The 13,546-nt window shown below is 71.6% G+C and carries 12 protein-coding genes, 2 tRNA genes and 1 riboswitch; of the genes, 6 read left to right on the plus strand and 8 right to left on the minus strand.

Annotated elements, in window-relative coordinates; translation table 11 throughout:
* Window positions 1–55 precede the first annotated feature (55 nt).
* From D581_RS0110025 to D581_RS0110040, 4 genes are all read right to left on the minus strand, one after another.
* Window positions 56–1,087, minus strand: a complete 1,032-nt coding sequence (locus tag D581_RS0110025; protein ID WP_018957110.1) for a M23 family metallopeptidase — start codon at window positions 1,085–1,087, stop codon at window positions 56–58.
* Window positions 1,088–1,098: 11 nt separating this feature from the next.
* Window positions 1,099–1,251, minus strand: a riboswitch (cyclic di-AMP (ydaO/yuaA leader).
* 279 nt (window positions 1,252–1,530) lie between these two features.
* On the minus strand, window positions 1,531–2,751 hold the full coding sequence (locus D581_RS0110030) for a PP2C family protein-serine/threonine phosphatase (RefSeq protein ID WP_018957111.1): 1,221 nt from the start codon (window positions 2,749–2,751) through the stop codon (window positions 1,531–1,533).
* 141 nt (window positions 2,752–2,892) lie between these two features.
* Window positions 2,893–3,639, minus strand: a complete 747-nt coding sequence (locus D581_RS0110035; RefSeq protein ID WP_018957112.1) for a MerR family transcriptional regulator — start codon at window positions 3,637–3,639, stop codon at window positions 2,893–2,895.
* A gap of 109 nt (window positions 3,640–3,748) precedes the next feature.
* A tRNA-Met gene (locus D581_RS0110040) sits at window positions 3,749–3,822 on the minus strand.
* Between the two features lie 233 nt (window positions 3,823–4,055).
* Between D581_RS0110040 and D581_RS0110045 the strand changes: the two genes are divergently transcribed.
* From D581_RS0110045 to D581_RS0110055, 3 genes are all read left to right on the plus strand, one after another.
* Window positions 4,056–4,847: a CPBP family glutamic-type intramembrane protease gene (locus D581_RS0110045; protein WP_018957113.1), complete on the plus strand. Its 792-nt coding sequence runs from the start codon at window positions 4,056–4,058 to the stop codon at window positions 4,845–4,847.
* A gap of 140 nt (window positions 4,848–4,987) precedes the next feature.
* A complete protein-coding gene (locus D581_RS0110050; protein ID WP_018957114.1) occupies window positions 4,988–5,812 on the plus strand; it encodes a hypothetical protein in 825 nt (274 codons plus the stop codon).
* 136 nt (window positions 5,813–5,948) lie between these two features.
* Window positions 5,949–6,680, plus strand: a complete 732-nt coding sequence (locus D581_RS0110055; RefSeq protein ID WP_018957115.1) for a class F sortase — start codon at window positions 5,949–5,951, stop codon at window positions 6,678–6,680.
* A 60-nt stretch (window positions 6,681–6,740) separates the two neighbouring features.
* On the opposite strand, the gene D581_RS0110060 is transcribed toward D581_RS0110055, so the two are convergent.
* Together D581_RS0110060 and D581_RS0110065 are read right to left on the minus strand one after the other, a co-directional pair.
* Window positions 6,741–7,226, minus strand: a complete 486-nt coding sequence (locus tag D581_RS0110060) for a hypothetical protein (RefSeq protein WP_018957116.1) — start codon at window positions 7,224–7,226, stop codon at window positions 6,741–6,743.
* 11 nt (window positions 7,227–7,237) lie between these two features.
* Window positions 7,238–8,695 (minus strand): NsdA family TPR-like regulatory protein, encoded by a 1,458-nt coding sequence (locus D581_RS0110065; protein ID WP_018957117.1) that lies wholly within the window; start codon window positions 8,693–8,695, stop codon window positions 7,238–7,240.
* Between the two features lie 159 nt (window positions 8,696–8,854).
* Between D581_RS0110065 and D581_RS1000000141600 the strand changes: the two genes are divergently transcribed.
* The 3 genes from D581_RS1000000141600 to D581_RS1000000141605 all read left to right on the plus strand — a co-directional run bounded on the left by D581_RS1000000141600 (window position 8,855) and on the right by D581_RS1000000141605 (window position 9,831).
* Window positions 8,855–9,007, plus strand: coding sequence for a hypothetical protein (locus D581_RS1000000141600; RefSeq protein ID WP_018957118.1), 153 nt, complete (start codon window positions 8,855–8,857; stop codon window positions 9,005–9,007).
* Between the two features lie 187 nt (window positions 9,008–9,194).
* Window positions 9,195–9,671: a hypothetical protein gene (locus D581_RS0110075; protein WP_018957119.1), complete on the plus strand. Its 477-nt coding sequence runs from the start codon at window positions 9,195–9,197 to the stop codon at window positions 9,669–9,671.
* 22 nt (window positions 9,672–9,693) lie between these two features.
* Entirely contained in the window at window positions 9,694–9,831 is a 138-nt protein-coding gene (locus D581_RS1000000141605; RefSeq protein WP_018957120.1) for a hypothetical protein, read from the plus strand.
* Window positions 9,832–9,994: 163 nt separating this feature from the next.
* Here the strand turns inward: D581_RS1000000141605 and D581_RS0110085 are convergent.
* Together D581_RS0110085 and D581_RS0110090 are read right to left on the minus strand one after the other, a co-directional pair.
* Window positions 9,995–10,068 (minus strand) — tRNA-Lys (locus tag D581_RS0110085).
* Window positions 10,069–10,238: 170 nt separating this feature from the next.
* The gene (locus D581_RS0110090; protein ID WP_018957121.1) at window positions 10,239–13,394 is read right to left on the minus strand and encodes an FG-GAP repeat domain-containing protein; all 3,156 of its coding nucleotides are present in this window, start codon (window positions 13,392–13,394) and stop codon (window positions 10,239–10,241) included.
* Window positions 13,395–13,546: the final 152 nt, after the last annotated feature.

Consider the following 13,546-nt stretch of genomic DNA (forward strand, 5'->3'; position numbering starts at 1 on the left):
GGGCTGCCGGGGTTGCGGGGCGGTGACGAAGGACGTCAGCCGCGGGGCCGGGAGGTCAGACGTTCAGGCCCTTGCTGTTGAGCCAGGCCATCGGGTCCATCGCGGAACCGCCCGCGGTGCGGACCTCCAGGTGGAGGTGGACACCGGTGACGTTGCCGCTGTCGCCCATGCGGCCGATGGTCTGGCCGGTGGTGACCTTCTGGCCGACGGAGACCTCGATCGAGGACTGGTGGGCGTACCAGATCTCCGTGCCGTCCTCGAGTTCGAGGACCGTGCGGTAGCCGTACGAGCCCGACCAGCCGGCCGACGTGATCGTGCCGCTGTGCACGGCCTTGAGCGGCGCACCGGCCGACCCGGCGAAGTCGAGGCCGGTGTGCTGGCCCGAGGACCAGAGCGCGCCGGACTGACCGTAGGTCGAGCTGATCGTGTACGAGGAGGTGGGGAGGGAGAAGCTGGCGGCGAGCTTGGCGAGCCGCTCGGCCTCCTTCTTCTTCTCCGCCGCTTCCTTCGCCGCCTTCTTCTTCGCGGCGGCCTCGGCCTCGGCCTCGTCCTGCTGCTTCTTGGCCTCGGCGGCGGCGCTCTCGGCCGCTGCCTTCTCGGCGGCGGCCTTGGCCTCGGCGTCGGCACTGGCCTGCTGCTGCTCGGCCTGCTGGAGGATCCGGGCGCGCAGCGCCTCGCCCGCGTCGGTGCCCTGCTCGGCCTCGGCGGTGGTGAGGCCGGCGGTGGTGAGCGGCGCGGAGGCGGCGACCGGGACGGGCTCCGCCTCGTCGGACATCAAAGACCCGACGCCGGGAAGGGACTTGGCGTCGGGGAGGTTGTCCACGATGGAATCGGGAAGAGAGATGGAGACCGGCGCCTTGTCCTGCGCGGTGGCCATGCCGCCGGCACCGACAGCCGCTATGACACCGACCCCGAGGACGGTGGAGCTACGGGCCAGACCACGCTGCTTGGCCACGCGGTGCTTGCCGCGCACGGGACGGATGGACTCCGCGGTGGGGTTCCATTCCTCCCAGGTGCGCTCCTCGCCACCGAAGGTGTCGGCACTGAAGGGTGACGGGGCCTCAGGGGCAGGCTTGTTGGACGCCACGTGGGCGCACTCCTTTCCTTCCTTCTCGCCTACCGGGTTAGCTGACGGGTTCGGAGCAGGAAGGTCTCCTACGGGCCCCTCCGTCTCTCACGAGACGCAGGCGTCCGATTCACCCCATGTAGGTGGTTCCCCGGTTCCCTTGCGGAATTCGGCGCTCGCGCGCGGCGCCGTCTCTGACGACGGCTGTGACGACCGCGCTGCGTTATCGAACGTTAATAGACGGACGGGCCCTATTCCAAGCTGTTCCTGTTGATCATTAACGAACATGGCGGGGATGTACGGGTGACAACCGGGCGCAATCGGGCGACTTGACCACCGCTCAGCCACACCACTTTTTCTGACGGTGTGTCAAATGTTATGCGGAGCGGTGCCCCTCGATTACGCACCGTGTCATCGCTCGGCGTCGTCGCCCGGCGTCATGATCCCGGCGTCATCGTCCGGCGTCATCGTCCGGCGTCGTCGACCCGGCCCACGATCTTCACCGTCGTCCGGGGCACGGGCTGCCCCTCCGCCGGCCGGCCGACCGCGATGAGCGCCATGTCGTCCGTGGTCCGCCCGCCGGTGTGCAGCCGTACGTCGTCCGTCAGCGCCGACAACAGCTCCTCCGGGCCGGGGAAGATCCGGCCGCGCAGCCGGGCCGCCGGATCGTAGAAGACCCCGTTCGGGTCCCGCGCCTCGGACAGGCCGTCCGTGAAGGCGAGGAGCGTCGCCCCGGCGGGCATCGCCCACTCGTCGGACCGGTCCGGCCACACCCCCAGGTCCATCCCCAGCGGCATGGCGGGCACCGAGGGCGCCAGCACCTCCAGGGCGCCGTCGGCGTGCAGCAGGATCGGCTCGGGGTGACCGCGGTTGACGATGCGCAACGAGGCCGAACCGGGCGGGATCTCGGCCAGCACGGCGGTGATGAACCCCTCCATCGCGTCCAGCCCGTACCGCCGCGTCCCCTCCCGGGCCAGCGCCCGCTCCAGCCGCTGCGCGACGCCCTCCAGCGAACGCTCCTGCTCGGCCGCCTCCCGGAACGCCCCGATGATCACCGCCACCGCCTCGACGGCGTCCAGCCCCTTGCCGCGTACGTCGCCGACGACCAGGCGCACTCCGTACGGGGTGTCCGCGACGGCGAACAGGTCGCCGCCCACGAACTCGTCCGCCTGGGCCGCCTCGTACCGCGCGGCCACCTGGAGTCCGCCGATCCGCTCGGCCGGGGTCGGCAGCACGGCCCGCATGGCGGTCTCCGCGATGACCCGGGCCGAGGCCAGCTGCTCGTTGCCGCGCCGCACGACGCCGTTGATGACGAGGGCCAGCACCGAGGCCGTGAGCACGGTGATCAGCTCGATGATCGGGACCACCTGGGTGGTCGTCCCGTCGGAGAGCCGCATCGCGATGACGGAGAGGACCGCGGCGATCCCCGTACGGACGGTCCGGGACTTCGAGAAGAACGGCGCGGCGATCAGCGGGGCCGCGACGAACAGCGGAACAGCGGTGAAGTTGGGCGGAGTCAGCGAGTCGAGCACCAGCCCGCCGAGGATCAGCAGGGCAGGCAGCAGCCGGACCAACCGCCCGGTGCGCCGCCCGTCGGACGTCAGCTGCCCCTCGCGGGACCCGAACACCACCCGGCCCACGGCGTCGAAACTCCCCGCCGTGGCACTGCGCCGTTCGTCGGCCATCCCCACCTGTGCACTCCTGCCCGGTCCACCCACGGCTGCGGACGGTACCGCGCCCCGCCCAGGCTTCCCGGAGCCGCGCCGAGCGGCTACTCCGCATCGGCCGAATAGGGGGAAGGCGGGCGGAGGTCCGGCCTTCCGTAGTCAGTCGGAGAGCCGGTGTTCCGCGTATACCGTCAGTGCGTCCCGTACGAAGGCGGCGGTGCCGTCCCCGTAGCGATCGTAGTTCTTTCCGAAGCGGGGGTCGGCGACATACATCTCGCCGAGCCCGATCACGTACGAACGGCTGGGCGCCTTGGCCGAGGACAGCCAGGCGCAGTGCCGCCGCGCGAGGTCCTGCGCCTCCGCCCCGTCGGCGGCGAGCCCCGACTCCCTGGCCCGGCCCCAGGCGCGCGCGATGGCCTCGTGCTCGTCCTGGAACGCCTTCTTCCGCTCGTCCCCGAGCGACCGCCACCAGCGGTCGCCCTCCTCGTACGCGTCCCGGCCCCAGCGCTCGGTGACTTCCTGCTCGTGGGCCTCGTGATCGAATCCGTCGAACACTTCATCGGCCATGAGTTCCATCCCCTCCTGTGTCTTGTGGAGAGTGGTCCGCACCGAGGCGATCTGCCGCCCGATGCGCGTCTGCTCCTGTTCGAGCAGCCGCAGATGCGCCCGCAGCGCCACCGCCGTGTCCCGCTGCCCCGCGAGCACGTCCTTGATGGCGGGCAGCGAGAGACCGAGCTCCCGCAGCAGCAGGATGCGCTGCAGCCGGACGAGGGCGTCCTGGTCGTAGTAGCGGTAGCCGTTGCTCCCGATCCGGCTCGGCGTGAGGAGACCGACGTCTCCGTAATGCCGGAGCGTGCGGCTCGTGGTGCCGGCCTGTCGGGCGATTTCCTGAATGGACCACTCCATGCCGGAAACGCTAGATCTTTACGCTGCGTCAAGGTCAAGCCGCACCATCACGGCGCCAGAAAAACGACTCGGGCCCGGCACGCTGTGCGTGCCGGGCCCGGGCCTTCAGTAGCGGGGACAGGATTTGAACCTGCGACCTCTGGGTTATGAGCCCAGCGAGCTACCGAGCTGCTCCACCCCGCGTCGGTAAACACAACTCTACGGCATTCCCGGCACGACTCTGACCAATTACGGCGGAGCTCCTCCGGGGTGGGGCCCGGGGCACCGCCCTCGGGGGGATCCACCATGGCTTTTGCCCTGTTCCGCATGGGATCTTTGCGTCAGTCCACAGCCGACCGGGTCGCTGGGACAGGCGGAGCGGCGGGGGTGCTCTCGCCATCGGAGAAGAGGGTGACGTGGTGCGGGACGGAACAGGCGTGACGGACGGGATACGGGGCGGTCGGCCGGGGCGAGGGCTGACGTGGCCGTGGTTCCTGGTGGTCGTCGTCGTGTACGCGGGCATCATTCAGGGCCTCGGATTGCTGATCGGCGTCGACACCAGCTCCTCCGACAGCACGTTCCCCACCACGGAGTCCTTGGTACGCAACGCGCTGATCCCGATCGGGGCGTCGATCGTGTTCGCCGCCGCCGTCGTGACCTGGCTCGGCTGGTGGGGCGAGGTGCTGCGCTACCGGGCACCCGTTCGCCGCTGGGTACGCTGGGTGCCGGTCTCCATGCTGGCCGTCGCCCTGCTCGGTCTGAACTACGGTCACCTCGGCGACCAGAGCGCCTCCCTGGTGGCTTCCCTGCTCCTGCTGGGCGTGTTCGTCGGCGTGGGCGAGGAGCTCATGTTCCGGGGCGTCGGCGTGCAGGTCCTCCGCCGGGCCGGGCTCACCGAGGGCAAGGTCGCCCTCTACTCCTCGCTCGTGTTCGGCCTCGTACACGTCAGCAACGCCATCGGGGCGGGGGCGCAGGCGATCCTCCAGGCCCTCGTCGTCTCCACGTCGGGCTACTTCTTCTACCTGTGCCTCCGCGTCGGCGGCGTCATCCTGCTGCCGATGCTCGTCCACGGGCTGTGGGACACCAGTCTCTTCTCCAACCTCGTCGGCGAGGAGCCCCAGGCGTCCCTGGGCATGGCGCTGATCATCGTCCTCCAGGTGGTCCTGATCGTCGTGCTGCTCGTCAAACGTCGCTCCATCGAGCCCAAGGCGGCGGAGGTCCCCGCCTGACCGGCCCCGCGGCGGACGGAGGCTGCGGATGTTTGTCGTGCCCGGGCCAATCCATCCGGGTCACGGCTCCGAATAGACGACATCAGCGACCGAACGTCGTTCCGGCCCGCGCCGGAACTTCCGGAAGGGGATGCGTCTTCGTGATAGCCCGCCGTACAACTCGCCTCGCCGCACTGCTCGTCCTGCCCACCGCGCTCACCCTCGGGGTGGCCGGGCCCGCCCTGGCGCACGAGGGGCACCCCGCCGGCACCACGAAGGCGGCCGAGGGCGACACGTACCAGATCGACCTGGAGCAGCTGAACGACTCCGGCGCCAGTGGCGCCGCCCTCGTCAGCCTGGAGGGCGACCAGCTGACCGTGAAGATCGACGCACAGGGGCTGGTCCCCGGTCAGCCGCACGCCCAGCACATCCACGGCTCCACCGACGGCCACGACTTCCGCTGCCCGGACAAGAGCGCGGACAAGGACGGCGACGGCATCGTCACCACCGCCGAGGGCCTGCCGATGTACGGGGACATCAACATCTCCCTGACGACGAAGGGCGATACGTCCAAGAAGAGCGGCCTCGCGGTGGACCGGATGCCCGTCGCCGACAAGGACGGCAAGCTGACCTACTCCCGCACGATCACCGTCCCGCAGGACGTGGCGGACCACCTCAAGGACCTGCACGTCGTGCAGCACGGCATCGACCGCAACGACGACGGGACGTACGACTTCGGCGCGGGCAAGAGCGAGCTCGACCCGAAGCTTCCCCAGGAGGCCACCGCTCCGGCCAACTGCGGCATGGTCAAGGGCGCGGCCGTCGGCTCCATGCCGGCCGGCGGCGTCGAGACCGGTGGCGGCAGCACGGAGGGCGTCGAGTCGCCGGGGCTCCTGGCTGCGGGCGGCGCCGCCATGCTCGCGGCCGGCGGACTGTTCGCCGTACGCCGCCGGACCCGTACGGCCGACGCCCGGCACGACGCCTGACCGGTCCGGCCCGGCCGACGCCCGGCACAACACCTGACCGGTCCGGCCCAGCCGACGGCGGGCGCCGCGACCGACCCCCGCCCCGCCCCGCCCGATCGGGCTCCGCCACGGCAGCGACCAGGAAGAGGTGACCCCGATGAACGCGACGGACCCGGGCGACGGGCCCACGCCACCCCCCGGGCGGCGGCGGACCTTCGGGCTCACCGCCGCCGTCGCGGCCCTTCTCCTGATCGGCGGGCTGCTGCTGGTCCTGGGAACCGGCCGCCAGCAGCCCGCCCCGCCCCCGGCGGCGGACAAGGAAAGCTCCGGGGCCCCGGCCGGCCGGACGCCCCCGCCCCACGCGGGGACGTCCGCGCCACCGGAGAAGGGGATCGGGGGCGGAGACCGGAACAGGCGGCCCGTAGCCGCCCTGCCCTCCTCGCGACCCGTCGGGATCACGATCCCGTCCTTGAAGCTCGACTCCACGCTGGAGGACCTGGGACTCGGTGAGAACCGGGCGATGGACACCCCGCGCGACCCGGACAAAGCCGGCTGGTACACGCCCGGCCCGACGCCCGGGGCCATGGGGCCGGCGGTGATCGCGGGCCACGTGACCTGGGACGGCGCACCGGCGGTCTTCTTCGAGCTCGCCGCGCTCGACCCCGGCGACCGCATCGCCGTCCGTCGCGCGGACGGCCGCACGGCCGAGTTCACCGTCGACCGGACCGCCGTGTATCCCAAGGACGCGTTCCCGACCGTCGAGGTCTACCGCAACCTCGACCACGCCGGGCTCCGTCTGATCACCTGCGGCGGCGACTACTCCGATGCGGACAGCAGCTACGCCGACAACGTCGTCGTCTACGCCACCCTCACCGGCAGCCGCGCCTGAGGCCCTCGGGCTGGCAGGTACGCGAGAGCCCACGCACAGCGAAGCGATGTGCGCCCGGATTCACACGCGTCGAGTGGCTCCCGCCGGCCAGATCACGTCCACGGGCAGACCAGCTTCCCGGGCCTGCTCCACGGTGTCGGCGGTGCCGCCTCCCTTGCCCGAAGGGGGCCTGCCGTCCCACACGGCTACGAGGCGGTCCGCCCGGCGCAGCAGCTCGGCGTTCGCCGACTCATAGGCAGCCCGGCCCGCAGTCGCATGCGGCAGAGTCACGACGTGCTCGGCTGTCTCGATAAGGTGGTCGAAGACAGCAGCGTGGGCCGGCTTCACCTTGGCAGCTCGGTAGTCCTCGGAAGGGATTACCGCGATCAGGCGCCCGCCGATGGCAGAGACCTCTTCCGCGAAGAGGCTGTCCGCACCCGCAGCAATGCACGACACCCCGGTCAGGTCCTCGCTGTACTCGGCGAGCAGCTCACGCAGCGCAGCGCGCACCAGCGGCACGCTCTCCTCGGTCAGGTCCATGTGCCCGGTCACGGCGAGTGTCGTCATGTGCCCGTTCCTCAGCTCGACAGCAGGTCGCGGATACTATCGCGCGCCTCGCGCACCGGCCTCGACGCGCTGTGTCCCACGGTGTAGGGGTACAGCTGCCCCAGCTGTGTGCGGACACGCCCTGACTGTGTGCCGCGCGCGGCCTGCACCGCCAAGGCCGTCTCTGTGGCCGCGCCTTGGATGTCCCCGGCGAGGAACTGGCATTCCGCCAGGCCGATCCGGTCGAGCGCGTGGGAGCGCCCTGCTTCTGCGCCGCGGGACGCTAAGGCGGCCCGGATCCTGGCCGCAGCCTGGTCGGCGTGGCGGCGCGGGTCGGCGCGCGCGAGGTCGAGGAGTCGCCCCCCGGTGACGCCCGCGAGCTCGGCCTCGTCGAAGTAGGCGATCCAGTACGGCTCGTCGGTGTGCCCGGCGGCGCCGGCCAGTTCCTCGGCCGCCTTGGCGGTGGCCCGGTGGAATCCGGCGATGCGCCCCTGCGCGGCATACGCCCAGGCCTCGCGGGTGTGGAGCATGGCACGAGCCCGGGGGCCGATCACGTCGCGGGCGCCCTCCTGGGCGAGGTGGATCAGCTGGAGTGCGTCGTCGGCACGATCGCGGTAGAGCATCTGCCGGGCCATCCCAGCCAGAACGTTGGCCCCGAAGACGACGTCGCCGCCAGCGTGGGCGGCTCGCAGGGCGAGGCGGTAGTAGTCCTGCGCGCGCCGGTGCAGTCCGGAGTCCCACGCCATGGTCGCTGCGGTGCCGGCCAGCTGCGCCATGACGCGGTACAGCCGGTTCGTCACGGCCGGGGCCTGGTGGTCGTCAAGGGCGCCGGAGACTTCCGCGAGCTGGCCGAGCACAGCTTTCCTTCGGAGGCCGCCGCCGTACTGGTGGTCCCAGTGGCGGAAGGCGCGCGCGGTGGTTTCCAGTTCCTCGACTTCTCGTATGCCGAGGCGGCCGGGGCGGCGCTGCGTTGGTACGTGGGCGGCCGGGGCGAGCCATCCTTCGAGGCTGTCGAGGAGCGCGGCGCCGGTTACCGCGGCACCGGCGAGGGCGAGGGTGAGGGCCCTTCGGTCCATCACAAGATCACTCCTGGTGAGGCGGGTGGCCAGACTCACGGTGGCGTCGGGCCGCCACGGGATCTCGTCTGTGTCTGGCCGGTCGCCTGGAGCTTCTGGCTGGTCGTGCGGTGCTGTGGTGTGGTCGCTCTCCCAGGGGCGCGGTGCGAGGCCGAGCAGGCCGCCGGGGATGTGGAGGCCGTCGGCGATTCGGCAGATGACGTCGAAGCTGGTGACGCGCTGGGACCCGCTGGTGATCGTGGACACCTTGCCGGGGGTGAGCTGGCAGGCAGACGCGATGCGGTTCTGGGAGAGCCCGCCCCACTTCTTGATCAGTGCGAAGACGGCGGCGAAGTCGTGCTCGATGAGTGCTGCCCGGACGTCTGCTCTGTCGAGCACATCAGGGCTGAGCAGGCCGGGGGTGGCGGCATCCATGGGCTGACTTCCGTTGCGATCCTATGCACGCGCAGGCGCCTTACTGGAGCGCCAACGAGTGTATTACCGCCTAGGTAACCCCCGCTGGTCATCCCGCGGTTACGTGCATCGGACGACTCTGTGATGGCGACGGAAGCCGCAAGCGACGCGGAGAGAGCCATGGCGATGACGATGAAGGTGTACGAGGTGGACCGCGAGGGCCACACCCGGATCGTGCGCGAGGAGACGGAGGTCGTGCCCCTCGAACAGCCGGAGGCCTCCCACCAGTTCCCCGCCTGCGAGTGCCCCGAGTGCAAGACGACCGCGCGGTGACGACGTGCTTCGCCGACGGCGGCGCGCACGAGTTCCCCGTCGAGGACGACACCGGCGTCCACTGCCCCGAGCACGGCATCACCCTGCTCTGGCACGCCGCACCGCCCACAGACTCCCGCCCGGCCGCGCATTCCCTGGAAGGACCGCGGCCGGGCGGGCGATCCCCAACCGACAGAAGGAGATCACCATGAGCGTAGGCCAGTTACCCGTCATCGCCCGCGGGCTCATCCCCGACGAGCGGTTCACCAGCTGCCGCAGCACCGTCATGGACGCCAACCCCGACATGTCCCAGGAGATGGCCGGCCGGATCGTCGAGGAGGGGCTGAAGTTCGTGGCCGCCTGCTCGCGCAACCCGGGCGTCGGCCTGGCCCCGTCGCGCATCGTGGATGAGGGATGGCACGCCCTGCTGCTCCACACCGCGATGTACGCGCAGCTGTGCGAGGAGCTCGACGGGAACTTCGTCCACCACTTTCCCGGGTACGACCCGACGAACTACGACCCGGAGATCCTGGACCGCACCCGCCAGGCCATCGCAGATCTGGGGTACGTCGCTGACGCGGAACTGTGGGGGCCGCCGTCGGACGAGACTCTCACGTCGGTGGCGGCGAAGTGCCAGCACGCCCCGGACTGCACGATCGTCATCATCCCGAAGCCGAAGGGCTAGCCTGCTGGGCAGGAGGTGCCTCATGGCGCAGGAGTGGATCGACCCGCGGTACGCGGACTTGGTGGCCGCGTGGAGGGCCGGGCAGGAACCGGACTCGCGTGACCCGCGGGAGCCCCGGCCGGCGCGGGGGTTCGTGATCCCCGCCGAGCCCGAGGCGTAGCCCGCCCAGATCGACCGCAGCCCCTGCCTCTCGCGCGAGGCGGGGGCTGCTTCGTGTGATCGTTTGCACTTCGATGGAGCTTGGGTGGAGCATCTGCCCGAAATGAACCCGAACTAGCAGTGGCCCCAGGCCAGAGAAAACGCTCTGACCTGGGGCCGAGAGGTAGGCCGTGTGGGACTCGAACCCACAACCAACGGATTAAAAGTCCGCTGCTCTGACCAATTGAGCTAACGGCCCCTGGGAGATCACTCCACGAGCATAGCCGCCCCCGGCCCGGCGGCCGAGGCGGTATCCGATTCGCGTCCCGGCACGGCGCCGCCGGACGCCGGGCCCCGGCGGATCCACTCGCCGGGACCCCGCCGCCGGGATCCACCCGCCGGGTGGCGACACCGGGGCCCGGCCCGCGGCTAGAACAGCGAGAGGTAGCCCTGCCAGCCGGGGCTGAGCTTCTCGCGGGGGGCGAACAGCCCGTCGCCCCTGCCCTCGTACCGCCACAGCACCCCGGCCTTGTCCCGGGCGAACAGGTCGTTCCTGCCGTCGCCCGTGATGTCGCCGACCGCCGCGATCGCGTTGTACGTGTTCCAGCCGGAGCCGATCCGCTGCTTGCCGGCCAGCTTTCCGGCGCCCGTGCCGGCGTACCGCCACAGCACCCCGGAGGAGTCACGGGCCAGGACGTCCCCGATGCCGTCGCCCGTCAGGTCCCCGGCTCCGACGACCGTGAGGCCCTTCCAGCCCGTGCCGATCAGGACACCGGCCTTGAGCTTGCCCGCCCGGTCCGACGCGTACAGGTAGAGGGAACCGGTGGACTTCTGACGGGCCAGCACGTCGGCCACGCCGTCTCCGTTGAGGTCGCCGGGCGAGTACACGTCGTACGCCTTCCAGCCCGTCCCGATCTTCGCCGGGTCGTGGAGGAAGCCGTACTGACCGTCGTCGTCGCACGTGCCGTCGAGCCGGTACAGGGCGCCGTCGCTGTTCACGACCAGGTAGTCGTTGCAGCGGTCGCCGCGCAGGTCGCCGGTGGGCACGATGCCGGTGGCGGGAGCGTCGAGGATGCCGAAGTAGCCGGTGTACGGGCCGACCGTGCCGGGAAGCTTGCCCCGGCGCATGCCCAGGCTCCGGTCCTCCACCACCACGAAGAGGTCGCCGAGGGCGTCCCGGCCGCCGAAGTCCCGCCAGGCGGGGGCCGCGTGGGTGAGCCTCACCTTGCCGGACCTGGTCAGGGCCGGGCCGTGGCCGTCGGCGGGCTGCGCCGTCAGCGTCCAGCCGTAGGTCCCGTTGACCACGAGCCGGCCGCTGCCGTCCCGGGCGTCCCAGTCGACCGTCAGGACGTCACGGGCCTCGCCGCCGGTGAGCGTACGGACCGTCCTGCCGGTCCGCCGGTCGACGAGCTGCGCCTTCCAGGAAGCCACGGGCCGGGAGAGCCGGGCGGAGTAGGCCCAGTGGCCGCTCTCCTCCGAGGGCCAGCTCTCCGAGCGCTCGTCATGGACCCCCAGCGCCTGCGCCGGCACACCGGTCGGCACCACGTGGACCCGCTGGCCGGCGTCCACGTACGCGACGTTCCCGCCGCGCTTGTCGACCGTCCACGCCACGCGCCGCTGCGCGTTCGCGGTCGCCGGCAGGTCACCGACGACCCGCTCCGGCGCCGTACCCGTGCCGATGCCGGTCACCAGGTCGCTCAGGACCAGCTTCCCGGCGGCCTTGTCATGACGCACCAGGTAGCCGTCGCCGAGCAGGGCCTCGTCGGCGGGGACGGGCAACGACCTCTTCGTCGTCCGGTCGTACACCCCGGCCGGGCCGGATGCTCCGCACGACCAGTAGAGCCAGCGGCCCAGCGCCTGGAGTTCGCTTGGTGCGCAGCCGGTGCCCAGGTCGACGGTCTGCCGTGTGCGGCCCGTCGCCAGGACCGTCTCCGTCACGGTGCCCGGCTTCTCCGCCGCGCTCCACAGGGTCTGCTCCCACAGGGCGGACGCGACCGGCTTGCGGGTGAGGATCTTCTCCGGCCCGTACGCCCGGTAGACGGTCTGTACGCCCGCCGCCTCGTTCGTGTAGACGGCATACTGCCCGTCGGCGTCCGTGAGGGTGCCGCCGGAGGCGCCGGTGACGAAGGAGCTGCCCTCGGAGGAGCGCACCTCGTCGCCGGAGGCGCTCTCCCGGCGGGCGAGGAAAGTGACACCGCCGTCGAGGGCGCCGAACATCGCGTGGCAGTCGGGGTCCTCCGGCCCGCACGCGGTGTGGAACGTGATCCGGGCCGGGACCTGCGGCCCGTAGGACGGCGTCCCCGACAGGCTCAGGGTGCGCACCGTGGCCCTCCGGACGTTGGAGACCTGGCTGTCCGCCACGGTGAGCCGCCCGCCGGACAGGCCGATCCCCTGGATCTTCTGCGGCAGCGGGGCGAGGTCGATCACGCGCTCCAGCAGGGGAACGCCGCCCGGGCCCTCGGTGATGCGGTGGGCGCCCCACGCGCGGTCGTCCCCCTGGCTGCTCGCCCCGCCGACGACGATCGCCGAGCCGTCCTCGGCGGCCGCGATGTCCTTCTTGGCGGCCTTCAGCAGCACGCGGGGCGCACCGCCGTCGAGCGGTGTGGCCATGAGGGGGAAGTTGTTGCCCCGGTTGTGGATCAGCCAGTCACCGACGACGCGCAGGGAGGAGAAGTAGCGGTCGGCGGGCGGCACCGAGGTGATCGTCCGCGGGGTGCCGCCGAGGTCGGACCGGGGCAGCACGCCGATGGTCGTCCCGGTGGTGCCCACCATGTAGAAAAGGAGGTGCCGGGGGGAGAGGACGAACGCGTTCCCCGAGGACTTGACCCCCGCGCCGAGCCGCTGGTCGACCCGCGCGCCCGCCACGTCGACGAGTGCCAGGGTGGCGGCGCCGCCGGTTGCGTAACGCAGGGCCACGGAGGTGCTGTCCCCGGCCACGGCCGAGTCGGCGTGCAGCAGGCGGGTGTCGGCCGGCAGGCCCTCGACCGTGCGGTCCCGTACGGTTCCGTCCTCGCGTACGTCCAGCAGATGCGCCTCGTCCGCCGCGCGGGGCGTGTCGCCCGTGGCGGCCGGCGCGATCCTGACCGCGACGACCGTACGGCCGAAGACGCCGGAGAAGAGCAGCCCGTCCGGGAGCGTGAGGGTGCGGGTGGTGCCGGCCGCCATGTCCCGCAGCTCGAAGGTGTTCCCCCGCTGGTACACGATCGTGTCCGTGCCCGTGCCGTGCACCTTGTCGACCGGTGCGGTTCCGGACGGGCCGGCGGGGAAGATCCGCCCGTCGGAGAAGCGGGTCCAGACATAGCCGCTCGGCGGCCCGGACACCCGGTGGAAGACGCCGGCCGCTCCGGCTCCGTCGGCGCCGCGCTGCCGGCCGACGGCCGCGAAGTTGAACGGCTGTACGAAGTTGCTCATCGCGGGCGGGATGACCACCGGGTCCGCCGTCGCGGCGGGCGCCGCGAGAGCCGCCGGGACGTTCGCGGGAGCCGGGGTCGCGGCCGCGGCCGCGGCCATCGGTCCCAGCCCCGCGGTGACCGACAGAACCAGTGCTGCGGCGACGACGCCGTTCGTGAGGGCACGCTGAGCCACTCGGGTTCCTCCCGTGGAAGACAGTGGGCGCGGGGGGACGCGATCGCTCGGCAACGGTCGGCGGAGGCCAGCGTGGAAGACCCGGGCTCGCTCCCCGGCGGTGCCCCCCACACGAGTGTGCGGATCTTAACAGGATCTCCACACCACGGGAA

The organism is Streptomyces sp. CNB091, assembly GCF_000377965.1.